This window comes from Streptomyces huasconensis (assembly GCF_021028635.1).
Lineage (GTDB): Bacteria > Actinomycetota > Actinomycetes > Streptomycetales > Streptomycetaceae > Streptomyces > Streptomyces huasconensis.
Window position 1 is genome coordinate 5,595,823 of record NZ_CP086119.1, and the last position, 24,198, is coordinate 5,620,020.

Sequence of the window (24,198 nt, forward strand, 5' to 3'; positions counted from 1 at the left end):
GCGCCGAGGGCGGCGTCCGTGGACGCCGCCCTCGGCGGTGGATGCGGTGACCGGGTGAGCGCGTCCCCGCGGGTCAGTCGTCGGAGCCGTCGTTGTCCTGGCTGTCCTGGTCGTCACGGTCGTCCTGGCCGTCCGCGTGGTCGGTGCGGTCCGCGGTGACCTTGCCGGTCTTCAGGTCGACGTGCCACTCGGACTCGGCGCCCTTGGCCCCGGTCGTCTCCACGCCCCAGGCGCCGGCCTTGCCGTCGTCGTCCAGGTCCACGGAGGTCACCGTGCCCTTGGCGGCGGCGGTGCGCGCGGCGTCACCGGCGGTGGTGGCGGAGCCCTTCAGCGCGGAGTTCACCCGGGCGGCGTCGGCGGCGTCGTCACCGTCGTCGTCCTTGTCGACCCAGGTGCCGAGCACCTTGCCGGTGCCCGGGTCCACCTCGACGTTGTGCCAGGTGTCGCCCTTCAGGATGTCGACGCCCCAGACCAGGCCGCCGTCCTCCTCGTCCAGCTCGGCGGAGACGGCGGTGCCGGGGGTCTTCGCGAGGGCCGCCTTGATCGCGTCCGCGGCCGTCACCTTGGCGGCCTTGGCCTCCGCGGTGTTCTCGGCGGCGTCGTCGCGGTCGTCGTCCTTGCCGTCGTCGTCACTCTTGCGGTCGTCGTCCTTGCGGTCGTGGTCCTTGAGCTGGACGCTCGACTTCGTGGCGGCGCTGTCGTCGTCGCCGGTGGTCGCGAGGGCGGTGGCGGTGCCTCCCGTGATCAGGGCCGCGGCGGCGACGGTGGCGATGACGATGTTGCGCTTCATGAGGTGTTCCTCCCGAGACGGTGGGCGAGGGTGGCGGCGGCCGGTGGGCCGCTGCCGTTCGCTTTCGATGAGGACCAATCTGGCCGAACGACCCTGAACAGAAGCTGAAGCCACCTGAAGACTTCTTCAGGTTCGCTCTGCCACCCTGAACGCATGCGCCCTCCCGTCTCCCACCACCACCCTGCCGGAGGCGCTACGCGCCACACCTACCGACTTTTGATCGTGGAGGACGAGAAGCGGCTGGCCCTGTCGCTCGCCAAGGGCCTGACCGCCGAGGGCTACGCCGTCGATGTCGTCCATGACGGCATCGACGGCCTGCACCGCGCGAGCGAGGGCACGTACGACTTGATCGTCCTCGACATCATGCTGCCCGGCATGAACGGCTACCGCATCTGCTCGACCCTGCGCGCGGCGGGCAACGACGTGCCCATCCTGATGCTCACCGCCAAGGACGGCGAGTACGACGAGGCGGAGGGCCTGGACACGGGCGCCGACGACTACCTCACCAAGCCGTTCTCGTACGTGGTGCTCGTGGCCCGGGTGAAGGCGCTGCTGCGCCGCCGCGGCAACGGCGGCCCGTCACCGGTCCACACCCTGGGCGACCTCAAGGTCGACACCGCCGCGCACCGCGTCTTCCGCGGCGAGGGCGAAGTCACCCTCACCGCCAAGGAGTTCGCGGTCCTGGAACAGCTGGTGTTGCGGTCCGGGGAGGTCGTCTCCAAGGGCGACATCCTGGAGCACGTCTGGGACTTCGCGTACGAGGGGGACCCGAACATCGTCGAGGTGTACGTGAGCACCCTGCGCCGCAAGCTGGGCGCGAGCCTCATCAAGACGGTGCGCGGCGCCGGTTACCGCCTGGAGGCTCCGCGATGAGGCGGCTCTTCAGTTCCGTGCGCGCCCGCGCCACGCTCGGCGCGAGCCTGGTCGTCGCCCTCGCCCTGGTGGCGGCGGGCGCCGCCGTGCTGTTCTCGCTGCGCGCCAACCTCACCGGCCAGGCCGACGGCCGGGCGAACGCGGCCGCCCGCGAGGTCGCCTCGCAGCTGGCGGCCAACCGCCCGTACGCGGATCTCGACCTGCCGGACGGCGACGAAGCCCCCGTCCAAGTGGTCGACGAGAACGGCACGCTGGTCGCGGCCAGCGAGGACCTGGAGCGCATCAGCGGCACCGGCACCGACGCGGTCAAGCCCCGCCCCGCGACCCGCCCGACCCAGGGCGACGGCGACGGGGAGAAGCCGGAGCCGGGAGAGACCGGCGAGATCGACGACGAGACCGAGTACACCGACGGCTCCGCCACCGTCGACGGCGAGAGCGGCGACTACCGCTTCGCCGCCGTCGAGGTGAGCACGCGGGACAGGGGCGACCTCACGGTCCATGCCGGCGGCTCCCTGGCCGACGAACAGAGCGCCGTCTCCACGGCGTTGACGTCGATGCTGATCGGCTTCCCCCTGCTGCTCGGTGTCGTCGCGGGCGTCACCTGGCTGGTGACGCGCAGGGCGCTGCGCCCGGTGGCCGCCATCACCGCGGAGATGTCCGCGATCACGGCGTCGGAGGATCTCGCGCGCCGCGTGCCCGAGCCGGACACGCACGACGAGATCGCCCGCCTGGCCCGCACCACGAACGAGACGCTCACCGCGCTGGAGACCTCCGTGGAGCGTCAGCGGCGCTTCGTGGCGGACGCCTCGCATGAGCTGCGCAGCCCCATCGCCTCGCTGCGCACGCAGCTCGAAGTGGGCGCGGCGCACCCGGAATTGCTGGATGTCGACGGGGCCGTGGAGGACACCGTGCGACTCCAGGAACTCGCTGCCGACCTGCTCCTGCTCGCCCGTCTCGACGCCGGCGAGAAGCCCGGCGGGGCGCGCGTGGATCTCGCGGCCCTCGTCCGGGAGGAGCTCTCGCAGCGCACCCGGGACCGGGTGGACGTGCACACCGACCTCAGGAGCGTCGAAGTGGTGGGCTCCCGAGGTCAGTTGGCGCGGGTGCTCGGCAATCTGCTGAACAACGCGCAGCGGCACGCCCGCTCCCGCGTCACGGTCACCACGCGGACCGATGGCATGTGGGCGGTCCTTGAGGTGTCCGATGACGGGAGCGGGGTGCCCCCGGACGAGCGGGAGCGGATCTTCGAGCGGTTCGTCCGGCTGGATGACGCGCGGACCCGCGACGAGGGCGGGGCCGGTCTCGGCCTCGCGATCGCGCGGGACGTGGCGGCGCGGCACGGCGGCACGCTCGTGGTCAAGGAGGCGCCGTCGGGGGGTGCGCTCTTCGAGCTGCGGCTGCCCGGCCCTCAGTCGTCGGCGGAATGAGGGACGGCACGGCCGGTCGCCGCGGAGCGGTCAGGGCTTGCCGCGCTGGGAGCGCAGATGTTCCGCGATCGGGGTCAGGGCCTTGTGCAGTTCGCAGAGCGCCTCGGGGGAGACGAGGTCGACGAAGTGCCGCCGCACGGAGGCGACGTGGTGCGGGGCCACCTTCTGCATGGTCTCCATGCCGTCCTCGGTGAGGACGGTGTAGAGGCCGCGCCGGTCGGACTCGCAGTTCTCCCGGCGTACCAGGCCCGCGTTCTCCATACGGGTGATCTGGTGGGACAGGCGGCTCTTGGACTGCAGAGTGGCCGCGGCGAGATCGCTCATGCGCATCCGCAGGTCTTCCGATTCGGAGAGATGCACGAGAATGTCATAGTCGTTCATGGTCAGGTTGAACGGCTGAAGGTCCTTTTCGAGCTGATATGTCAGCATCCTGTTGACCTCCACGTGGGTGCGCCAAGCGCACTGTTCCTCGTCGGTCAGCCACTGCGGGGCCGTCTCGGTCTCCATGGAATCGATTCTACCTAAGAAGTTGAAAGGTGAACGAATGGTGGGCTGTGACACGCCTCGCACCCCCTGGTCAAGGGGGAGGGGCACAGGCGTTCGCCGTCACACTCCGCAGACTACCGCTCACAGCCCGAAGCGACGCTGGAGGTCCCCCAGTTGTCCGGGAAGGCGCGGTACCCCCGGCTGCTGACCCGAATGAGTGGGAGCGCTCCTCCCTCCGGGCACTCCAGCCTCGTCCGGCACCCCTCCCGTCGCCTGCTCGGACATGAGCGTCTCGGTCGACTGGAGCAGCACCGTGCCGGCGCCCACGAACTCGAACTGATGCTCCTCTCCGGAGGTGCCACCGACGCCGGTCAGTGCCCGCAGGCCTCCGATCACCCCTGTGAGGTAACCGTGGTCGTAGTGATGGCACGGTGAAGGGCAGTCCGCCCACCCCACGAGCGCCTGTGGATCAACGCGGATCGGCGGCTCCATGAACACCACCGGACCGTTCGAAGCGGCCACGAACTTCCCCGTCCCGATCAGCGTCAGAAACCCCGGAACGATCGACTGCTTCAACGCGAGAGTTGGCTGAAAAGCGAGGAGGTTGCCCGAGCGAATGGTGAGGTTGCCCTCATTCAAGTCATACGAATTCACGTCGAAGGCCCGGTCGGCCAGGAGCATCTTGCCCTGGCCCTCCGCCACCACCCACTCACTCGCGTGCAACGGCGAATGAAAACTGGTCCGGACCAGCCGGTCGAGCCGGCCGTGCCCGATGCCGTTGAAGTCGATCCGCCCGTAGTAGGCGATCATCTTTCCCTTCTGGAGGAACCACTGGCTTCCCGCGAGTTCCACACAGAAGGTGTACGCGTTGACGTTGTCGTCGCTCGGCAGTGTCATGGGGTCGAAGACCGCGGGCGCGCCCGCTGGGATCGAGACGTTGGGGTTCACAGCTTCTCCTCCGAGGCCTGGACATAGACCGCGCCGCTGCCCGACAGCTCCAGCTGGAACGCCTCGCCGGAGCCGCGGCCCACCATGTCGCGCCAGCCGAGGGCCGTGGACAGCTTGTTGCGCACGTCGCCGTGGTGCGCCACATACGCCTGGGGGTCGACGTGGACCGGGCGCTGCGGGGTGATCGGGACCTCGATGACGCCGCCGTGTGCCATGACGGCGACCGCGCCGTGGCCCTTGAGGGTCGTGGTGAACAGGCCCTGGCCGGTGACCTGGCCGCGCACCATGCCCATGACGCCGCCCTGCGCGCCCATGAACATCGTGCCCTGCTGGAGCGTGCCGTCGAAGGCCAGCAGGCGGTCCGCCTCCACGTACAGCGTGTCTCCGGAGAGGCCGATCACCTGGATGTGGTGCCCGCCGTGCCCGAACAGGACCGTGCCGCTGCCCTCGACGGTCATCAGCGGCGCCGCCTCGCCCGCCACCCGGCGGCCGATCATGGACGCGAGGCCGCCCTGTCCGCCCTGGAGGTTGGGCGTGAACGAGACGTCTCCCTTGTAGGCGAGCATGGCGCCGCGCTGGCTGAAGATCTTGACGCCCGGCTGGACCGTCGCCTCGACCATCTTCGCGTTGATCTCTCGGAAGGGCATGTCAGACGTCCCCCGCGATCGTCGTGCGCTCACTGGGCTGTACGTAGACGAGGCCGTCGCCCTCGAAGCGGATCTGGAAGGCCTCGCCGCCGCCCTCGCCCATGAAGGTGCGGAAGGTGACGCCGGACTGGAAGCTCTGGCGTACATCCCCCTGATGGGCGATGTACGCCCCCGGGTCGACCGTCAGCGGATACTGCGGTGAGACGCGCAGCACGACCGCGGGTCCGCCGGAGACGATCGCCGCCTGGCCCGTGCCCTCGACGGTGGTCGTGAACAGGCCGTTGCCCTGCGTCGCGCCCCGCAGGCCCGTGAAGCTGGTGCCGGTGCGCAGGGCGGCGTCCGTGCACAGCAGGTTGCCCGCCTCGACGTACAGCTTCTCGCCGCGCAGATGCACCAGATTGATCTCGGTGGCGCGGTCGGCGAACCAGCAGGTGCCGTGTCCCTTCACCTCCATCACCGTCATCTGCTCGCCGGTGACGCGGCGGGTCACCATGCCGCGTATGCCCTCACCGCCGCCGGACATCTTCTTGAAGGCCATCTGGCCGTCGTAGGCGACCATCGAGCCGTTCTTCGCCTTCACGGCGTCGCCGGTCATGTCGACGGCGAGCACTCTGCTCCCTTGGAGCCGGAACGTAGCCACGAATCGACGGTAGCCGTCGCGTACCCACCCAGAACAGGGTGAAGGCCCCTGAGCGAACCCGGAGAACACCCCGATGTCACAATGGGGGTCGCTTGTGCGCGCGTTCACAAGATCGGCCCGCCGAGCGTGCGACGCCCCTTTCCCGCCCCGCCCCACTCACCGAAGGTGACCCGTGGACATCAAGACTGCCGCTGCCTTGCACCGACTCCGACTGGTCTCGATCCCGGAGGCCATCTCGTTCCCGATCCTGTTGGTCTGCTCGGTGCTCAAGCGCACCACTGAGTTCAACGCTGTCCCGGTGATGGGGTGGATTCACGCGATCCTGTTCATCCTCTACGTCGTCTTCCTGCTCGACGCCTGGAACCGGACCAAGTGGCCGTGGCAGAAGGCGGCGGTGTACTTCCTGCTCGCGATCCCGCCCTTCGGCGGTCTGTTCGCCGAGCGCAAGCTGAAGCGGGAGGCCGAGGCCGCGGTGATCGCGTCGCGCGCCCGCAAGGAAGGGATCGTCAACGCATGATCGTCGCTTTCTCCGTGACCCCGCTCGGCGTCGGTGAGGACGTCGGCGAGTACGTGGCCGAGGCCGTCCGTGTCGTACGTGAGTCGGGGCTGCCGAACAGGACCGATGCGATGTTCACCTCCGTCGAGGGCGAGTGGGACGAGGTGATGGACGTCGTCAAGCGTGCCGTCGCCGCGGTGGAGGCGCGGGCGCCGCGTGTCTCGGTCGTCATGAAGGCCGACATCCGTCCCGGCGTGACGGATGGACTGACGTCCAAGGTCGAGACGGTGGAACGCCACCTGTCCGCGTGACCCGCACGTAGGAAGGGGCCCCCGCTTGCCGGCGGGGGCCTTGCCTGTACCTGTGACCCGGCGGTATCCCCCAGCCCGCCGCTCCGCGCCGGATGTCTCCCACCGGGGCCGTGCCTGTATCTGTGGCCCGGCGGTATCCCCCAGCCCGCCGCTCCGCGCCGGATGTCTCCCACCCACCCGCCCGTTACTCGGCGTCGAGATGTCGGGGTGGGCCGGGGGCCCGTTACCCGGCATCGAGAGTTCTGGGCAGTGGCGGGAGCCCGTTAGCCGGCGTCGAGGGAGGGCGAGGTAGGGGTGGGGGGCCTGTTACCCCGGGTCGAGCGGATCGGGGTAAGGGTGGGGGGAGTTACCCGGCGTCGAGCGGGACGAGGTAGGGGCGGGGAGCCTGTCGCCCGGCGTCGAGGCAGGCCGGGGAAGGGGCCCGTTACCCGGCATCGAGCCGGTCGGGGTAGGGGTGGGGAGGCCTGTCACCCGGCGTCGAGCGGGAACGTGGGCTACCGCCCGCAGACGCCAGTCAGCCCCAGGCTACGTGGGCCGACGACGGCCCGCAGCTGCGAGCGCGCCCGAGGGATCGTGGGTCGACGACCGCCCGCAGACGCCAGTCAGCCCAGGCGGCGTGGGCCGACGGCGGCCCGCAGGCGCCCAGCGGTCCGAGCGAGCGTGGGGCGACGACGGCCCGCAGCCGCGAGCGCGCCCGAGGGATCGTGGGTCGACGACCGCCCGCAGACGCCAGCCAGCCCAGGCGGCGTGGGCCGACGGCGGCCCGCAGGCGCCCAGCGGTCCGAGGGATCGCGGGCCGACGACGGCCCGCAGCCGCGTACGTGCCCGAGGGGACGTGGGGGTATGTGCGCGCGGAGCACAGTGGTGGTCATCACGGTCCCGAAGCAACGGAACGCCCGCGCCAAGATGGCGAGCACGGACATACCCCCGCGGCCCCGCCCCCGAGACGCACCCCAGGCGAGCCGACCGCAGCCCACCGCAACCCGCACCTGCCCCACACCCCCACACCCCCGCCCCCGCACCCCTCACACCCCCACAACCCGCACCTACGCCCCCCTCACCCCCCACACCCCCCGCCCCACCGCAACCCCACCAAACCCCCTCCCCCCAAAACCGCCCACACGGACGCACCCGGTTCGACACGCCCCGGAAACTCCACTTTGGTGGGGGTATCGGCTCGTTCGATCACCAGTCACCAGAACCTGGAGGGCGCTGTGCGGCAGCCGGAGGGTTACGACTACGACACCCACAGCACGCTCGCCGGCCCGCTCACCGAGCCGCGCGGCGGCAAGGACGGCGGCGGCAACGGCGGCGGCTATCAAGTCCAGTACCGCAAGCTTCTCTCCTCGGAGCCCCACCGAATACGGGCCGTGTTCCTCATGACACTGGCCCCCGTGCTCACCGGCCTCCTGCTCGTCTACCTCGTCTGGCCCACCCACTGGACCGAACGCGAGGGCGGCGAACGCTGGCTCATCGGCCTCGACGTCACGATGCTCGTGGCGATCGGCCTGATCGAGCTGTTCATGCTGGTCAACGTCATATCGATCGCCCACGCCACGATGGTCGCGAGGGACCCGGTCCCGGTCACCCCGGAGGAAGGCACCCGCGTCGCCTTCCTCACCACGTACGTGCCGGGCAAGGAACCCCTCTCCATGGTCCGGGCCACCCTCGAAGGCGCGGTGCGGATACACCACACGGGCCCCATGGACGTATGGCTCCTGGACGAGGGGAACGACCCCGAGGCGAAGGCGCTCTGCGAGGAACTGGGCGTACGGCACTTCACACGCCTCGGCGTACCGGAGTGGAACCGCGAGAAGGGCCCGCACAAGGCCCGCACCAAGCACGGCAACTACAACGCCTGGCTGGCGATGCACCAGGCGGAGTACGACTTCTTCGCGTCCGTCGACACCGACCACGTCCCGCTCCCCAACTTCCTGGAGCGGATGATGGGGTACTTCCGCGACCCCGACGTCGCGTTCGTCGTCGGCCCGCAGGTCTACGGGAACTACGAGGCCCCGGTCACCAAGGCCGCCGAGTCCCAGCAATTCCTCTTCCACGCGCTCATCCAGCGGGCGGGCAACCGCTACCGGGCGCCCATGTTCGTCGGCACCAACAACGTCGTACGCATCAGCGCGCTCACCCAGGTCGGCGGCCTGTACGACTCGATCACCGAGGACATGGCGACCGGCTTCGAACTGCACCGCCGCCGCAACCCGGCCACCCGCAACCACTGGCGCTCGGTCTACACCCCCGACGTCCTGGCGGTCGGCGAGGGCCCGGCCTCATGGACGGACTTCTTCACCCAGCAGATGCGGTGGTCGCGCGGCACGTACGAAACGCTGTTCAAGCAGTTCTGGAAGGCGCCGCTGACGATGCCGCCCGGACGGCTCTTCTCGTACACGCTGATGCTCGTGTACTACCCGATGACGGCGGTCAACTGGCTGCTCGGCATCCTCAGCTGCGTCCTCTTCCTCTGGTTCGGCGCGTCCGGCACGCAGGTGGCGGCCTCGGTCTGGCTCATGCTCTACAGCGACGCGGCGGCCCTGCAGATAGGCCTTTACCTCTGGAACCGCCGCCACAACGTCTCCCCGCACGAGCCCGCGGGCTCCGGAGGCCTCGCCGGCATGGCGATGTCGGCGCTCTCCGCCCCCATCTACGCCAAGTCCCTCGGCGCGGCCGTCCTGCGCCGCCCGTGCCGCTTCGTGGTCACGCCCAAGGGCAACGACGCCAGCCCGGACCGACTGCTGACCTTCCGCATCCACCTCTTCTGGGCGGTGCTGCTCGCCACCTCGCTGGTCGTCTCCTTCGTGCTCGGTCACACGCATGTGGCGATGCGCACCTGGGCGGTCCTCGCGATGGCCATCTCGCTGGCCCCGGTCGCGGTGTGGACCTTCACCGTGGCCAGGGAGCGCAGGCAGGCCAGGCAGGAGCGGGAGGCGCTCCGGGAGGCCGGACATCCGGTCCCGGAAGCGGAGGGCGAGCCGGAGCCGGCGTTCGCCACCGGTACGACGACAGGAGGGAACTGACACATGGCACCCATGGCCTACCGGCCCTCAAGGCGTACGAGGAAGACGCTCATCGGAGCGGGCGCGGGCGCGCTGCTCATCGGGCTGAACGCGCCCGCGGCGCTCTCCTTCGCCGAGGAGCGGTACCACGAGTACAAGATCTCCCGGCCCGGCTACAAGGCGAAGTACGGCTCCTGGAAGATGGTCGACATCCCCAAGGAATTCCGCACCAACGCCATCCACGCCGCGCTCCTGCACACCGGCAAGGTGCTGATCGTGGCGGGTTCGGGCAACGAGCAGAAGAAGTTCGACGCGGGGTCGTTCGACACGGTCCTGTGGGACCCGAAGAAGAACAGCTTCAAGAAGATCGACACCCCCGTGGACTTCTTCTGCGCCGGGCACGCCCAACTGCCCGACGGGCGGCTCCTGGTGGCGGGCGGCACCGCGCGCTACGAACTGCTCGACGGCGAGGTGGAGCGGGCGGGCGGCGGCATGCGGGTGAAGAACGAGAACCCGGACAAGGCGGTGTTCCTGAAGAAGGGCACCAGGTTCCGCTCGCCGTCCGGCATCCAGTACGTCAGCAAGTTCGACGTCGAGGTACCGAAGGCCAAGCGGGACTTCAAGATCTCGTACGACAAGTCCGGTGAGATGGAGCCCTGGAAGACCGACATCAAGGCGAGCGAGGCGCGGGTCTTCGTCGAGGCGCTGGAGCCGGGCGAGCAGTCGGTCAACGAGACGACGGCGCAGTACGAGATCGAGGGGCTGACCGGCGACGAGGCCGACAACACGTACGGCATCGCCGAGAAGATCGACATGGAGAAGCAGGACTTCCAGGGGATCAAGGCGGCGTACGAGTTCGATCCCCGGGCGGAGCGGTACGTGCCGGTCGAGCCGATGAAGAAGGCCCGCTGGTACCCGACGCTGGTCGGCCTGGAGGACGGCAAGGTGCTCGCGGTCTCCGGCCTCGACGACGTGGGCGTGATCGATCCGGGCGACAACGAGATCTACGACCCGAAGACGAAGAAGTGGACGGACGGCCCCAAGCGGTACTTCCCGACCTACCCCGCGCTCTTCCTCACCAAGGGCGGCAAGCTCTTCTACCCGGCGTCCAACGCGGGGTACGGGCCCGCCGACAAGGGCCGGGAGCCGGGTCTGTGGGATCTGGCGACGAACACGTTCGAGAAGGTCCCCGGGCTGACCGACATGGACCAGACCGAGACGTCGGCGTCCGTGCTGCTGCCGCCCGCGCAGGACCAGAAGGTGATGATCCTCGGCGGCGGGGGAGTGGGCGAGTCCGAGAAGGCGACGCGCCGCACGGCCGTGATCGACCTCAAGGAGGAGAACCCGTCCTTCAGGACCGGCCCCGAACTGCCGCAGGGGACGCGCTACTTGAACAGCGTGATCATGCCGGACGACTCGGTGTTCACCTCCAACGGGTCCTCCGACTACCGGGGCCGCAGCGCCAGCAACATCCTCAAGGCACAGTTCTACGACCCCAAGCAGAACGTCTTCCGTGAGGCGGCGGCCCCCAAGGTGGGCCGCAACTACCACTCCGAGGCGCTGCTCCTGCCCGACGGCCGCGTCGTCACGTTCGGCTCGGACCCCCTCTTCGACAACCAGCAGAACACCAAGCTCGGCCACTTCGAGCAGCGCATGGAGATCTTCACGCCGCCGTCGCTGCACAAGGGCGGCAACCAGCGCCCGGTGCTCGGCGCGGGCCCGCAGCAGCTGCCGGCGAACGGCCGCGCGACGTTCCCCACCGCCCACCCCGAGAAGATCGCCTCCGCCCGCCTGATGCGGCCGAGCGCGGTGACGCACACGACCGACGTCGAACAGCGCTCGATCGCGCTGGGCCTCACCAAGGGCAAGGGAGCGGTGACGGTGGACGTCCCGGTGAACGACGCGGCCCTGGTCCCGCCGGGCTGGTACATGCTGTTCGTCACCGACAAGGACGGCACGTCCTCGGAGGCGAAGTGGATTCACGTGGGCCAGGAGAAGCGCTGACCAGTCCGTGCCGGGCGGCTGCGACCGGGCCGTGCCCCGCGGGTGCGACCGGGCCGCGCCTCACGGCCACGACGGACCATGCCCCACGGATACGACCGGCCTGCGCCCCTTGGCAGCGACGGGCCGTGCCTCGCGGGTACGGCCGAGCTGCGCCTCACGCCGCGACGGGCCGCGCCCTGCGGCTCCGACCGGGCTGAGCCTCGCGGGTATGACCGGAGTCCGCACCCCACGGCCACGGCCACGGTCACCCCCGCGCCCCGCGGCTACGCCTCCTTGGCGTTGCGGGCGAGGCCCAGTGCGTAGTCCGGCCACCACTGGCCCGCCGCCGGGCCGCCTCGGCACGGGCCGTCCGAGTCGCCCGGGCGTTTGATCCACAAAACGGCGTCGAGCAGGGGGTCGTCCGTGCGGTCGGTGGGCGGTGTGCCGAGGCCGCGGCCGGGCGGGTTGCACCAGGCGTCCTCGCGGTCGCCGGCCAGCGGGCCCCTGCCGTTGCGGCTGGTGTCCATGACGAAGTGCTTGTCGCCGACCGTCGCCGAGAGGGTGCGGCCGTACTCCTTGGTGACCTCGTCGCTCTGGAAGTTGGAGACGTTGAGCGAGAAGCCGTCGGCCCGCGCGATCCCCGCCTTGAGGAGGGGCTCGGAGAGCTTGTGCGCGTCGGTGATCCAGCCGGGGTTCCCGGCGTCGAGGTACACCTTCACCTTCGGCTGGCGCTTGAAACGCTCGATCGCCTCGGAGAGCAGCTGGTAGCGGTCGGCGTGGTACTCGGCGGGCGTGCAGCCGTCCACGATGTGCGGGATCGCGTCGGGTTCGAGGACGACCACGGCCGGGGTGTCGCCGATCGCCCCGGCGAAGGAGTCCACCCACTGCCGGTAGAAGGCGGAGCTGTGCGCGCCGCCCGCGGAGTGCTGGCCGCAGTCGCGGTGCGGGATGTTGTAGGCGACGAACACCGCCGTGCGGCCGTCCTTGCCCGCGCCCTCGGTCGCGGCCCTGACGTCGGGCGCCGGGTCGTCGCCCGCGGGCCACACGGCGAGTGGCTGCTCGGAGATCCGCTTCAGGGCCTCGGCGTCCTGGGCACGGCCCTGCCGCTCCCACTTCTCCACCTGCCGGGCGGCGGGACTGTCGGGGTCGACCCAGAACGTGTTCGGGGCCTTCGCGGCGGCGGTCGAGGCCTCGGCGGCGACATCGGCGGCCTTCGACCTGGCGGGGTCGGCCGCGGACCCTGATCCCGAGGAGCAGCCGGCCGTGAGCCCGACGGCGGTGAGAGCCGTGAGTGCCGTGAACGTGCGGAGCAGCCGGTACATCCAGACCCCTTGGGCGACGGTGACGGTCAGTCAGCCGGGCAATCCTCGCATATCGGGCCAACCATCCCCTTGTGCGACACCGGGTCCGCCCCGGTGAGCGGCGCGACGCCGGGCGCAGGGGTGAGCCCGCGGAGCGAGGAACGTACGTACGCCCGGATCGCGAGACGGGGCTGACCGCCATATGACCGGCGGGTAAGGTCTTTGGCGTGCCGAAGCCGCTCAGCCTTCCCTTCGATCCGATCGCCCGCGCCGACGAGCTCTGGAAGCAGCGCTGGGGCTCGGTCCCGGCGATGGGCGCGATCACCTCGATCATGCGCGCGCACCAGATCCTGCTCGCCGAGGTCGACGCGGTCGTCAAGCCGTACGGACTCACCTTCGCGCGCTACGAGGCCCTGGTGCTGCTCACCTTCTCCCAGGCCGGCGAACTGCCGATGTCGAAGATCGGCGAGCGGCTCATGGTGCACCCCACCTCCGTGACCAACACCGTCGACCGCCTCGTGAAGTCCGGCCTCGTCGACAAGCGCCCGAACCCCAACGACGGCCGCGGCACCCTCGCCTCCATCACCGAGAAGGGCCGCGAGGTCGTCGAGGCGGCCACGCGCGAGCTGATGGCGATGGACTTCGGGCTCGGGGTGTACGACGCCGAGGAGTGCGGGGAGATCTTCGCGATGCTGCGGCCGCTGCGGATCGCCGCGCGGGACTTCGAGGAGAAGTAGCGCTGCCGCGGGCCCCCGGCGGGGAGGGGGAGCCGTGGCTTCCGCTCGGGGCGGGGGCGGCGAAGATCGCGCGAGACGGGCCGTTACGCTCGTAGCCATGAAACGCAGCGTGCTGACCCGCTACCGGGTGATGGCCTACGTCACCGCCGTCATGCTCCTCATCCTGTGCGCGTGCATGGTGGCCAAGTACGGCTTCGAGACGGGCGAGGGCCTGACCCTGGTCGTCTCCCAGGTGCACGGTGTCCTGTACATCATCTACCTGATCTTCGCCTTCGACCTGGGCTCCAAGGCGAAGTGGCCGTTCGGCAAGCTCCTGTGGGTGCTCGTCTCGGGCACCATCCCGACCGCCGCGTTCTTCGTCGAGCGCCAGGTCGCCCGGGACGTCGAGCCGCTGATCACCGACGGCTCCCCGGTCACCGCGAAGGCGTAACCTCCACCGCCACGGACAGGTCCGTGGCGGTGAACCATCGACTTTTACTAGGACGTCCTAGTAAATTCGAGGTATGGACGCTGACGCGATCGAGGAAGGCCGCCGCCGCTGGCAGGCCCGTTACGACAAGGCCCGCAAGCGCGACGCGGACTTCACCACGCTCTCCGGCGACCCGGTCGACCCCGTCTACGGACCGCGCCCCGGTGACTCGTACGACGGCTTCGAGCGGATCGGCTGGCCCGGGGAGTACCCCTTCACGCGCGGGCTCTACCCCACCGGGTACCGCGGCCGGACCTGGACCATCCGCCAGTTCGCGGGCTTCGGCAACGCCGAGCAGACGAACGAGCGCTACAAGATGATCCTCGCCAACGGCGGCGGCGGCCTCTCCGTAGCCTTCGACATGCCGACCCTCATGGGCCGCGACTCCGACGACCCCCGCTCGCTCGGCGAGGTAGGGCACTGCGGCGTCGCCATCGACTCCGCCGCCGACATGGAGGTCCTCTTCAAGGACATCCCCCTCGGTGACGTGACGACCTCCATGACGATCAGCGGGCCCGCCGTGCCCGTCTTCTGCATGTACCTCGTCGCCGCCGAGCGCCAGGGCGTCGACCCGAACGTCCTCAACGGCACGCTCCAGACCGACATCTTCAAGGAGTACATCGCGCAGAAGGAGTGGCTCTTCCAGCCCGAGCCCCACCTGCGCCTCATCGGCGACCTGATGGAGCACTGCGCGCGCGACATCCCCGCCTACAAGCCGCTCTCCGTCTCCGGCTACCACATCCGCGAGGCCGGGGCGACGGCCGCGCAGGAGCTGGCGTACACCCTCGCGGACGGCTTCGGATACGTGGAGCTGGGGCTCAGCCGCGGCCTGGACGTCGACGTCTTCGCGCCCGGGCTCTCCTTCTTCTTCGACGCGCACGTCGACTTCTTCGAGGAGATCGCGAAGTTCCGCGCGGCCCGGCGCATCTGGGCCCGCTGGCTGCGCGACGAGTACGGCGCGCAGACCGACAAGGCCCAGTGGCTGCGCTTCCACACCCAGACCGCCGGGGTCTCCCTCACCGCCCAGCAGCCCTACAACAACGTGGTGCGTACGGCGGTGGAGGCGCTCGCGGCGGTCCTCGGCGGCACGAACTCGCTGCACACCAACGCCCTCGACGAGACCCTCGCCCTCCCCAGTGAGCAGGCCGCCGAGATCGCGCTGCGCACCCAGCAGGTGCTGATGGAGGAGACCGGCGTCGCCAACGTCGCCGACCCGCTCGGCGGCTCCTGGTACATCGAGCAGCTCACCGACCGCATCGAGGCCGACGCCGAGAAGATCTTCGAGCAGATCAAGGAGCGGGGACGGCGGGCCCACCCGGAGGGTCAGCACCCCATCGGACCCATCACCTCCGGCATCCTGCGCGGGATCGAGGACGGCTGGTTCACCGGGGAGATCGCCGAGTCCGCCTTCCGGTACCAGCAGTCCCTGGAGAAGGGCGACAAGCGCGTCGTCGGCGTCAACTGCCACGAGGGCTCCGTCACCGGTGACCTGGAGATCCTGCGGGTCAGCCACGAGGTGGAGCGGGAGCAGGTGCGGGAGCTGGCGGAGCGCAAGGCGGGGCGGGACGACACGAAGGTGCGGGGCGCCCTGGAGGCCATGCTGGCCGCCGCACGGGACGGCTCGAACATGATCGGCCCCATGCTGGAGGCGGTGCGGGCCGAAGCCACCCTCGGGGAGATCTGCGGGGTGCTGCGGGACGAGTGGGGGGTCTATACGGAGCCGCCGGGGTTCTAGCCCCCGCTGTCGGGCGGCGCGAAAACTCCCAGGTTTGAAATCGCCGGGATGGGTAGGCGCGGCGCGTCCCCGTGTCCCCTGCCCTGGAGCCACCCGTGACCTCGACCGGCCACGCCCGCACCGCCGCCATCGCCATCGGAGCCGCCACCCTCACCGTCCTCGGGGCGCTGCTGGTGGGCGGCTCCGGTGACGTGAGTGCGAGCCCGTCGCCCGAGCCCAGGGTGCAGGACGACTTCGACCCGCTCGGCCCCGAGGTGCGGGCGGTGAAGCTGGCGGACGGGCGCACCGCCCACTACACCGACCAGGGGCCGCGCGACGGCCGGCCCGTCCTGTACATCGGCGGCACCGGCACGAGCGCCCGCGCCGCGCACCTGACGGACTTCTTCCGCGGCACGCGCGAGGACCTGCGCCTGCGGCTCATCTCCGTGGAGCGCAACGGCTTCGGCGACACGGAGTTCGACGAGGACCTCGGCAAGGCCGACTTCGCCGAGGACGTCCTGGCCGTCATGGACCGCCTCAAGGTGCACGACTTCTCCGTCGTCGCGATCTCGGGCGGCGGCCCCTACGCCGCCGAGCTGGCCGCCAAGGCCCCCGGCCGCGTCTCGGCGCTGCACCTCGCCGCCGCGCTCCCGCCCTACGGCGCCCGGCCCGCGTTCTGCGACCTGTCCGACGAGGCGCTGGTCGCGGCCGTGCGGGACCAGATCAAGGACCCGCGCAGGTGGTGGGCCTTCCCCGACGACAGCGCCGTGAAGTCGATACCCGGCTTCGCCGACACGGCGTACGAGGAGGGGGCACGCACCTACAACCAGCGGGGCCAGCGGTCCGACCCGGCGCCCCAGGTGCACGAGCAGCGGCTGTACTGCGAGCGCCCCGGCCCCGACCTGTCGAAGCTGGACGCGCCCGTCCACCTCTACGCCGGGAAGAAGGACACCACCGTGCCCCCGGCGACGATCGAGACGTGGCGGCGGGAGCTGCCGGGCACGCCGAAGGTGCGGACGTACGACGACTCCGGGCACGACGTGCAGTACCGGCACTGGGACCAGATCCTGGTGGACCTGGCGGGGCACGGCGAGCGGACGGTCGTCTGCAAGGGCGGGCACACGCGGGTCCTCGTCGCGCGCGAGGCGGACCGCCTCGTCGCCAAGGGGAGCGCCACGCTCGGCAGTTGCGCCTGGACGGCAAAGGGGTAGGGGGCGGGCGTGCGCCTGGGCTATGAAGCCGGCAGCGCCAGGCGGAACAGCGCGCCGCCGCCCGGCGCCCGCTCGGCCGTCAGCTCCGCGCCGTGCGCGTGCGCGATCTGGCGGGCCATCGCGAGGCCGAGACCCGAGCCGGGCAGGGCGCGGGCCTTCTCGGCACGGTAGAAGCGGTCGAAGACGTGCGGCAGGTCCTCTTCCGCGATGCCCGGCCCGTAGTCGCGTACGGTCAACTCTGTGGCCGTGAGGCAGAGTTCGACGGGGGCGCCCGGTGGGCTGAACTTCGCCGCGTTGTCCAGGAGGTTGGTGAGCAGCCGGGACAGGCGCGCCGGTACGCCGGGGACGCTGAGGTTTGCCGCCTCCGGCGCGATCCGGAGGGTGAAGGGGACGGCGGGCCAGTGGCCGCGCGCCGCGTCCACCGCGTGCGTGGCCAGCGGGGCGAGCGGCACCTCCTCCAGCAGGGGCTGCGGCTCCTCCTCCCTGGCCAGCTCGATCAAGTCGTTGACCAGGCCGGTGACTTCGCGCAGCTGGCGGCCGAGCGCCCCGGCCGCGCGCTCGCGCTGGGCCGGTGTCAGACGGTCCGCCTTGGCGAGGAGTTCGGCGTTCGTGCGCAGCGCGGTCAGCGGGGTGCGCAGTTCGTGGGAGGCGTCGGCGACCAGGCGGCGGCGGGCCGCGACGGACTCCTCCAGCTCGGCGAGCATCGTGTTGAACGTGGCGGCCAGCCGCGTGACCTCGTCCTCACGGCCCTCCCGGACCGGCCGCCCCGGCGGCAGCTCGATGCGGTGCCGGGCGTCGCGGGTGGCGGCGATGCGCTCGGCGGTGGCGGTGAGCCGGGTGATCGGGGCGAGGCCGGTGCGCGAGACCCAGTAGCCGCCGGCCGCCGAGAGCGCGATGCCCGCGCCGCCCACCGCGACGAGCAGCAGCGCGGCCTGGCGCACCCCGCGCTCGGCGATGTCGGCGCGCAGGGCGACCTGCACGGCCTCGCCGTCGCCGAAGGTGGTGGTGAACATCCGGCCCGGCTTGCCGCCGGGCAGCGGGATGTTCGCGTAGTACGGGTCCCGCCGGCCGGCGGCGACCTCACGCGTCGCCCCCGCCACCGGCAGCAGGTACGGCGCGGCCGGATCGTCGGCGGAGTCCGCGGGCACGATCTGCGCGCAGGCGGGCGCCCCGAGGAAGCGGCACTCGCCCGCCCTCACGCCGGGACCCTCGTCGCGGTGCTGCTGGACGGTGAGGGTCGCCGACTGGGCGAGGTTCTGGTCGAGCTGCTGGTACAGCTTGAAGCGGATGACGAGGAACGCGGCGGCGCACACCCCGATCGCCACCAGCGCCACGGCCGCCGCCGCGGCCAGCGCGAGACGGGTCCGCAGCGGCCTGCGGCGCCGCCAGCGCGCGCCGAGCCCGCGCCGCGCGCTCACGGTGAGCCCAGACGGTAGCCGACGCCGTGCACGGTGTGGACGAGCCGCGGCTCGCCGCCCGACTCCAGCTTGCGGCGCAGGTAACCGACGTACACGGCGAGGGAGTTGGAGTCAGGACCGAAGTCGCGGCCCCACACCGCCCGCTGGATCAGCTCGCGTGGCAGCACCTGGCCGGCGTTGCGCAGCAGCAGTTCCAGGAGCGCGGCCTCGGTGCGGCTGAACTCGACCCGGCGCCCGCCCCGGCTGCCGGTGCGGGTCGTGGGGTCCAGGACGAGATCGCCGTACGTCAGGCCGTCGCCGTCGTCCGCCGCCCGCTCCGGGGTCGCGCGGCGCAGCAGGGCCCGCACCCGGGCCACCAGTTCGTCCAGGGCGAAGGGCTTGACCAGGTAGTCGTCGGCGCCCGCGTCCAGACCGTCGACGCGCTCGCTCACCGAGTCCAGGGCGGTCAGGACGAGCACCGGCGTGCGGTCGCCGGCCGCGCGCAACTGGCGGCAGACGGCGAGACCGTCCATGACGGGCATCAGCACGTCCAGGACCACCAGATCCGGCTGCCAGCGCGCCACCGCCGTGAGCGCGCGGTGGCCGTCCTCCGCGCCCCGCACCAGGTGCCCCTCGACGGTCAGGACGTCCTCGACGGCGGCGCGGACCTCGGGATCGTCGTCGACGACGAGGATCTTGTGCGGTACGGGTCCGGGCGCGCCGCCCGGCGGGCCGCCTCTGCGGGTCGGGCCCGGGGCCCCCGGGACGCTCGTGAAGCTCATGGAGCAACGGTGCCAAACGCGGCTCTTAAAACCCTCTTAGACCCTCTCGCGATGCTCCGTCGTCATGCGAACCTCTCACTCTGGTGCTCCGGGACGCCCCGGCCCGCCCGCCCTCTCCGTCGTCATCGGCGCGGGCGGCACCGGCGGGCACATCTATCCGGGCCTCGCCCTCGCCGACGCGCTGCGCCGGGCCGTGCCGGACGCGGTGATCTCCTTCGTCGGCACCGAGCGGGGCCTGGAGAAGCGGCTGATACCGGACGCCGGGTACCGCCTGCACACCGTCGACATGATCCCCTTCGACCCCTCGCTCGGCGCCCGCCGCTATCTGCTGCCCGCCGCGCTGCTGAAGTCCGGGGCCCAGTGCCGCGCCATCCTGCGGGAGCAGGGCGCGCAGGTCGCCGTCGGCATGGGCGGCTACCCCAGCGCCCCCGTCGTCGTCGGCGCCCGCATGGCCGGCCTGCCGAGCCTCATCCACGAGTCCAACGCCGTGCCGGGGCGCGCCAACCGCTTCGCCGCCCGCCTCACCCCGCACATCGCGGTCGCCTTCGACCGCAGCCGCGCGCACCTGCCGGGCGGTGACCGCGCCCACACCACCGGCATGCCGATCGCCGCGCCGCTCGCCGCGCTCGACCGGGCCGCGCTGCGCACCGAGGCGCGGCGCGCGCTCGGCGTACCGGACGGGGCCCGCCTGGTCCTCTTCAACGGCGGCAGCCTCGGCGCCACCCGGCTCACCGAGGCCGCGGTCGGCCTCGCCGAGCGGTGGCGGGGCCGCCGGGACGTGCACCTCCTCGTCAAGACCGGCCCTGCCGCGCTGGAGCGGACGCGGGCCAGGCTCGCGGCCTCGGGCGGGTCCGCCGTGGCCCGCGCCGTCGCCTACCTCGACCGCATGGACCTCTCCTACGCCGCCGCCGACCTGGTCGTCTGCCGCGCGGGCTCGGCGACCGTCGCCGAACTGGCCGCCACCGGCGTCCCCGCCGTCCTCGTGCCCTATCCGCACGCGCCCGGCGACCACCAGACCCACAACGCCCGGGTCCTCACCGACGCGGGGGCGGGCCTCCTGCTGCCCGACGCAGAGACCACCGCCGAGCGCCTCGCGGAGCTGGTCGGCCCGCTGCTCGCCGACCCGGCGCGGCTCACCGCGATGAGCGGCGCCGCCGAGCCCGGCCCGCACGCCCGCGCCGCCGACCTGCTCGCCGAGCGGGTCCTCCGCCTCGCCCACGCCACCATCACCTCTCACCTGGAGTACGCATGACCACGTCCTTCTCCTGGCAGGACCGCACCGTCCTCGTCACCGGCGCCGAGGGCTTCATCGGCTCGACCCTCGCCGACCTGCTCCTCGAAGCGGGCGCGCGGGTCCGCGCCCTCGTCCACTACAAGCCGTACGCGGAGAAGGGCCACCTCGCGCACCTCCTCGGTGACCCGCGGGTCGAGATGATCGCCGGTGACGTGCGGGACGCGGGGCGGGTGATGGACGCGGTCGCCGGGTGCGACACCGTCTTCCACCTCGCCGCGCTGATCGGCATCCCGTACTCGTACGACTCGCCGGGCGCGTACGTGCAGACGAACGTCGTCGGCACCGAGAACGTCGCGGAGGCGTGCCGGCGCCACAGTGTGCGGCGCCTCGTCCACACCTCCACCAGCGAGGTGTACGGGACGGCGCTGACCGCGCCGATCAGTGAGGCCCACCCGCTCCAGCCGCAGTCGCCGTACTCCGCGTCGAAGATCGGCGCCGACATGATGGTGCTCTCGCACTGGCATGCGTTCGAGTTGCCGGTGACGGTGGTCCGGCCCTTCAACACGTACGGGCCCCGGCAGTCGGCCCGGGCCGTGATCCCGACCATCCTCGCGCAGCTGCACGCGGGCGCCCGGGAGATCAGGCTGGGCTCGCTGACGCCCACGCGGGACTTCACGTACGTGACGGACACGGCGCGGGGCTTCATGGCGATGGCGGTGTGCGACCGGGCGCTGGGGCACGCGGTCAATCTCGGCGTGGGCCGGGAGATTTCCATCGGGGAGCTGGCGGAGGCGTTGATCGCGGCGTCGGGCCGCGAGGCGTCGGTCGTGGTCGACCCCGCGCGGCTGCGGCCCTCGGGCAGTGAGGTGGAGAGGCTGCTGTCGGACAACTCCCGGGCGCGGGAATGGGCGGGGTGGGAGCCTCGGGTTGCTCTCGCGGAGGGGTTGGAGCGGACGTCGGAGTGGGTTGCCGGGAATCTGCGGTTGTTCGCGCCGGAGCGGTATCAGGTTTGAGGTGGGGGTGGGGGTGCGGGTGCGTGGGGGGTTGGGCGTGGTGTGTGGGTGCGGGTTGGTGGGGGCTGGTCGCGCAGTTCCCCGCGCCCCTGGCGGGGTTGGGCGCGCCCCGCGGCGAAGTCGCGGCCGCCCCTAGCCCTTACGTCTGTGCGGCCGCCGCTGCCAGGCCGCCCAGCAGGAGCAGTGTGAAGCGGCGGGCCCATTCCTCGTCTACCGGTTCCGCGCTGACCAGGGCTCGGTGGACCACCGCGCCGGCGATCACGTCGAAGATGAGGTCCGCCGTGCGGGCGGCGGCGGACGGGTCCGGCTCCACGGGGAGTTCGCCCCGCTGCTGCGCCCGTTCGCGCCCCGCGAGGACCAGCCGCTTCTGGCGGTCGACGATGGACCTGCGGATGCGTTCGCGCAGCGGCCCGTCCGTCGTCGACTCCGCGACGACCGCCATCAGCGCCGTCTTCGTCTCGGGGCGCCCCAGCAGCGCCGCGAACTGCAGGACCACGCCCTCGATGTCCGCGGCGAGGCTGCCCCGGTCCGGTAGTTCCAGCTCGTCGAAGAGTTCCGCCACCGCGTCCACCACCAGCTCGCTCTTGCCCGCCCAGCGCCGGTACAGGGTCGTCTTGGCGACCCCCGCGCGCGTGGCGACGGCACCGAGCGTCAGCCTGGACCAGCCCAGTTCGACGAGCCCCTGCCGGGTCGCCTCCAGGATCGCGGCATCGGCGGTCGCGCTGCGCGGGCGGCCGCCGGTGCGGGCGGGCGGAGTGGTCGGCGTACGGCTCTGCATGGGCGCGACCATACCGGTCGGTACGGACCGGCCCGGGACCCCCTCGGCCCCCGGCAGCCGGAGAGATCAGTGAGGGAGATCACCGACGGGGGCTGTCCACTCCCGGCGGGCGCCAGTTACGCTACGACCCGTAGCGAAAGCCACGAGCGACAACCACGCGATACACACGTACGACGGCACGGGGTGGGGACCCCGGGCCAACCACCGGTCCTCCTCGGGACCTTGGACCAAGGCCTCTGCGCCCCGCAATCCGGCGGGGGTTCGCGGACGGGCGCGGTTCCCGCACGGCTTGGGGGAGGATGTACTCATGCAGCCACGGAACATGTCCATGAGCGGAGTCGTCGACCTCGCCGCGGTGAAGGCGGCCCAGGAGGCCAAGGCGAAGGCGGAGCAGGCGCGCGCCGAAGCGGCCCGGCAGGGCGGAGGCGCGGCGGGCGTCGCCATCTCCCCGTCGAGCCTCGTCATCGATGTCGACGAGGCGGGCTTCGAGCGCGAGGTCCTCCAGCGCTCCACCGAGGTCCCGGTCGTCATCGACTTCTGGGCCGAGTGGTGCGAGCCGTGCAAGCAGCTGAGCCCCCTTCTGGACCGGCTCGCGCAGGAGTACAACGGCCGCTTCCTCCTCGCCAAGATCGACGTCGACGCCAACCAGATGCTGATGCAGCAGTTCGGGGTCCAGGGGATTCCGGCGGTCTTCGCGGTGGTCGCCGGCCAGGCCCTGCCCCTCTTCCAGGGCGCGGCCCCCGAGGCGCAGATCCGCCAGACCCTCGACCAGCTCATCCAGGTCGGCGAGGAGCGCTTCGGCCTGACCGGCCTCGTGGTCGACCCCGGCGCCGAGGACGGGCAGGCCCCCGCCGCGGCCGAGGTGCCCGCCGGTCCCTACGACGCGCTGCTCGAAGCGGCCGTGCGGGCGCTGGACGCGGGCGACCTGGCCGGTGCCGTCCAGGCGTACCGGAACGTCCTCAGTGACGACCCGGCGAACACCGAGGCCAAGCTCGGTCTCGCCCAGGCCGAACTGCTCCAGCGCGTGCAGGGCCTCGACCCGCAGCAGGTCCGCAAGGACGCCGCCGACAAGCCCGCGGATGTCCGGGCCCAGATCGCCGCGGCCGACCTGGATCTGGTGGGCGGTCACGTCGAGGACGCCTTCGGGCGGCTCATCGACACGGTGCGGCGCACCGCGGGCGACGACCGCGACGCCGCGCGGGTGCGGCTGCTCGAACTCTTCGAGGTGGTCGGCTCGGACGACCCCCGCGTGACGGCGGCGCGCACGGCGCTCGCCCGGGTGCTCTTCTGAGCCATGCGCCGAACCGCCCGTGGCCGGTCCGTCCCCCGGCCCGTCGGCTGACCACCCCTCACCGCAGGGGCTTGTGATGCCGGAGTGAAAACTCTGGTCCCAGGACGCGACAGTGGCCGTGCTTTGCCAAAACTTGGCAAACACGGCCACTGTTACTTGCAGTAAGTCGGGGGCGTCCATCTGGGCGCTTTCACCCGTACATGTCCCGTTCCGCTCCCACCTGTTGGGCCACCGTCCGTGGCCGACCGATATCGCGCGGTCGCGGTTCGGTTACCCCCCCGTTACTAGCCAGTAATGAACCCCCTTGTGCGGGGCCCGAGAATGCACCACGATCGGCGACGCTCGGTCCGATGAACCGCCACCCGACAGCCGGTCGGGAGCGGGGCCTTCGGGTCCCCACCGGGCAGACCGGTGACGCCGTCGCCGGTCTTGGGACAGGGGGGTCTCTGCCGGTTCCGGCAGGGCCTGTCCATGAGGTCGTGCGTGCTGCGTCAGGCGCGGCCAGTGGTTGTCGCTCGGGGGTGATCGCCGGTGATGTGTGGTGCGGTTGGCGCCTTGCGATGCGGGCGCTCTCCTTCCCGAGGACGTAGCACTTCTCCCATCCCTGCCCGGCTGAGCCGCCCGAGCGGGAGCAGTCAGGGCCGGAGATGTACGTCCGAGAAGGA

The 24,198-nt window shown here is 71.5% G+C and carries 22 protein-coding genes; 13 read left to right on the forward strand and 9 right to left on the reverse strand.

The genetic code is table 11. The features are described 5' to 3' along the window. Nucleotides 1-73: 73 nt before the first annotated feature. The gene (locus J2N69_RS25610; RefSeq protein WP_230902816.1) at nt 74-790 is read right to left on the reverse strand and encodes a PepSY domain-containing protein; all 717 of its coding nucleotides are present in this window, start codon (nt 788-790) and stop codon (nt 74-76) included. 153 nt (nt 791-943) lie between these two features. Between J2N69_RS25610 and J2N69_RS25615 the strand changes: the two genes are divergently transcribed. Further along, nucleotides 944-1,663 carry a response regulator transcription factor gene (locus tag J2N69_RS25615; protein WP_230902817.1) on the forward strand — a complete coding sequence of 240 codons (720 nt, stop codon included), beginning with the start codon at nt 944-946 and terminating at the stop codon, nt 1,661-1,663. Further along, complete coding sequence (locus J2N69_RS25620) at nt 1,660-3,090, forward strand: sensor histidine kinase (RefSeq protein ID WP_230902818.1); 1,431 nt, start codon at nt 1,660-1,662, stop codon at nt 3,088-3,090. The genes J2N69_RS25615 and J2N69_RS25620 overlap by 4 nt, the downstream gene beginning before the upstream one ends. Nucleotides 3,091-3,120: 30 nt before the next feature. Here the strand turns inward: J2N69_RS25620 and J2N69_RS25625 are convergent, their stop codons facing one another. From J2N69_RS25625 to J2N69_RS25640, 4 genes are all read right to left on the reverse strand, one after another. Beyond that, on the reverse strand, nt 3,121-3,597 hold the full coding sequence (locus J2N69_RS25625) for a MarR family winged helix-turn-helix transcriptional regulator (RefSeq protein ID WP_127909430.1): 477 nt from the start codon (nt 3,595-3,597) through the stop codon (nt 3,121-3,123). Nucleotides 3,598-3,717: 120 nt separating this feature from the next. Then, entirely contained in the window at nt 3,718-4,473 is a 756-nt protein-coding gene (locus J2N69_RS25630) for an AIM24 family protein (protein WP_230904868.1), read from the reverse strand. Nucleotides 4,474-4,520: 47 nt separating this feature from the next. Further along, nucleotides 4,521-5,171, reverse strand: coding sequence for an AIM24 family protein (locus J2N69_RS25635; protein WP_230902819.1), 651 nt, complete (start codon nt 5,169-5,171; stop codon nt 4,521-4,523). Nucleotide 5,172: 1 nt separating this feature from the next. Continuing rightward, the gene (locus J2N69_RS25640) at nt 5,173-5,811 is read right to left on the reverse strand and encodes an AIM24 family protein (protein WP_230902820.1); all 639 of its coding nucleotides are present in this window, start codon (nt 5,809-5,811) and stop codon (nt 5,173-5,175) included. Nucleotides 5,812-5,983: 172 nt separating this feature from the next. Between J2N69_RS25640 and J2N69_RS25645 the strand changes: the two genes are divergently transcribed. The 4 genes from J2N69_RS25645 (at nt 5,984) to glxA (ending at nt 11,627) form a co-directional block, all read left to right on the forward strand. Next, nucleotides 5,984-6,328 carry a DUF3817 domain-containing protein gene (locus J2N69_RS25645; RefSeq protein ID WP_230902821.1) on the forward strand — a complete coding sequence of 115 codons (345 nt, stop codon included), beginning with the start codon at nt 5,984-5,986 and terminating at the stop codon, nt 6,326-6,328. Continuing rightward, nucleotides 6,325-6,618: an MTH1187 family thiamine-binding protein gene (locus J2N69_RS25650; protein ID WP_230902822.1), complete on the forward strand. Its 294-nt coding sequence runs from the start codon at nt 6,325-6,327 to the stop codon at nt 6,616-6,618. The genes J2N69_RS25645 and J2N69_RS25650 overlap by 4 nt, the downstream gene beginning before the upstream one ends. A gap of 1,163 nt (nt 6,619-7,781) precedes the next feature. After that, nucleotides 7,782-9,644, forward strand: a complete 1,863-nt coding sequence (locus J2N69_RS25655; protein ID WP_408056795.1) for a glycosyltransferase family 2 protein — start codon at nt 7,782-7,784, stop codon at nt 9,642-9,644. Between the two features lie 12 nt (nt 9,645-9,656). Further along, nucleotides 9,657-11,627 carry a radical copper oxidase GlxA gene (gene glxA, locus J2N69_RS25660; protein ID WP_230904869.1) on the forward strand — a complete coding sequence of 657 codons (1,971 nt, stop codon included), beginning with the start codon at nt 9,657-9,659 and terminating at the stop codon, nt 11,625-11,627. 263 nt (nt 11,628-11,890) lie between these two features. Here glxA and J2N69_RS25665 read toward each other — a convergent pair whose 3' ends face one another. Further along, nucleotides 11,891-12,928: a glycoside hydrolase family 6 protein gene (locus J2N69_RS25665; protein WP_230902824.1), complete on the reverse strand. Its 1,038-nt coding sequence runs from the start codon at nt 12,926-12,928 to the stop codon at nt 11,891-11,893. A gap of 206 nt (nt 12,929-13,134) precedes the next feature. Here J2N69_RS25665 and J2N69_RS25670 point away from each other — a divergent pair, with 206 nt between their 5' ends. The 4 genes from J2N69_RS25670 (at nt 13,135) to J2N69_RS25685 (ending at nt 17,038) form a co-directional block, all read left to right on the forward strand. Next, nucleotides 13,135-13,644 (forward strand): MarR family winged helix-turn-helix transcriptional regulator, encoded by a 510-nt coding sequence (locus J2N69_RS25670; RefSeq protein WP_230902825.1) that lies wholly within the window; start codon nt 13,135-13,137, stop codon nt 13,642-13,644. A gap of 97 nt (nt 13,645-13,741) precedes the next feature. Next, the gene (locus J2N69_RS25675) at nt 13,742-14,074 is read left to right on the forward strand and encodes a DUF3817 domain-containing protein (protein WP_230902826.1); all 333 of its coding nucleotides are present in this window, start codon (nt 13,742-13,744) and stop codon (nt 14,072-14,074) included. 73 nt (nt 14,075-14,147) lie between these two features. After that, the gene (locus J2N69_RS25680; RefSeq protein ID WP_230902827.1) at nt 14,148-15,848 is read left to right on the forward strand and encodes an acyl-CoA mutase large subunit family protein; all 1,701 of its coding nucleotides are present in this window, start codon (nt 14,148-14,150) and stop codon (nt 15,846-15,848) included. A 95-nt stretch (nt 15,849-15,943) separates the two neighbouring features. Continuing rightward, entirely contained in the window at nt 15,944-17,038 is a 1,095-nt protein-coding gene (locus tag J2N69_RS25685) for an alpha/beta fold hydrolase (protein WP_230902828.1), read from the forward strand. 20 nt (nt 17,039-17,058) lie between these two features. Here the strand turns inward: J2N69_RS25685 and J2N69_RS25690 are convergent, their stop codons facing one another. Both J2N69_RS25690 and J2N69_RS25695 read right to left on the reverse strand, forming a co-directional pair. Then, nucleotides 17,059-18,456 (reverse strand): sensor histidine kinase, encoded by a 1,398-nt coding sequence (locus J2N69_RS25690; RefSeq protein ID WP_230902829.1) that lies wholly within the window; start codon nt 18,454-18,456, stop codon nt 17,059-17,061. Further along, complete coding sequence (locus J2N69_RS25695) at nt 18,453-19,217, reverse strand: response regulator transcription factor (RefSeq protein WP_230902830.1); 765 nt, start codon at nt 19,215-19,217, stop codon at nt 18,453-18,455. The genes J2N69_RS25690 and J2N69_RS25695 overlap by 4 nt, the downstream gene beginning before the upstream one ends. 64 nt (nt 19,218-19,281) lie before the next feature. Here J2N69_RS25695 and J2N69_RS25700 point away from each other — a divergent pair, with 64 nt between their 5' ends. After that, nucleotides 19,282-20,469 (forward strand): UDP-N-acetylglucosamine--N-acetylmuramyl-(pentapeptide) pyrophosphoryl-undecaprenol N-acetylglucosamine transferase, encoded by a 1,188-nt coding sequence (locus J2N69_RS25700; RefSeq protein WP_230902831.1) that lies wholly within the window; start codon nt 19,282-19,284, stop codon nt 20,467-20,469. Next, nucleotides 20,466-21,464 carry an SDR family NAD(P)-dependent oxidoreductase gene (locus J2N69_RS25705; protein ID WP_230902832.1) on the forward strand — a complete coding sequence of 333 codons (999 nt, stop codon included), beginning with the start codon at nt 20,466-20,468 and terminating at the stop codon, nt 21,462-21,464. The genes J2N69_RS25700 and J2N69_RS25705 overlap by 4 nt, the downstream gene beginning before the upstream one ends. 139 nt (nt 21,465-21,603) lie before the next feature. Here J2N69_RS25705 and J2N69_RS25710 read toward each other — a convergent pair whose 3' ends face one another. Further along, nucleotides 21,604-22,242: a TetR/AcrR family transcriptional regulator gene (locus tag J2N69_RS25710; RefSeq protein WP_230902833.1), complete on the reverse strand. Its 639-nt coding sequence runs from the start codon at nt 22,240-22,242 to the stop codon at nt 21,604-21,606. Nucleotides 22,243-22,549: 307 nt separating this feature from the next. Here J2N69_RS25710 and J2N69_RS25715 point away from each other — a divergent pair, with 307 nt between their 5' ends. Beyond that, nucleotides 22,550-23,533 (forward strand): tetratricopeptide repeat protein, encoded by a 984-nt coding sequence (locus J2N69_RS25715; RefSeq protein WP_230902834.1) that lies wholly within the window; start codon nt 22,550-22,552, stop codon nt 23,531-23,533. Nucleotides 23,534-24,198 lie beyond the last annotated feature (665 nt).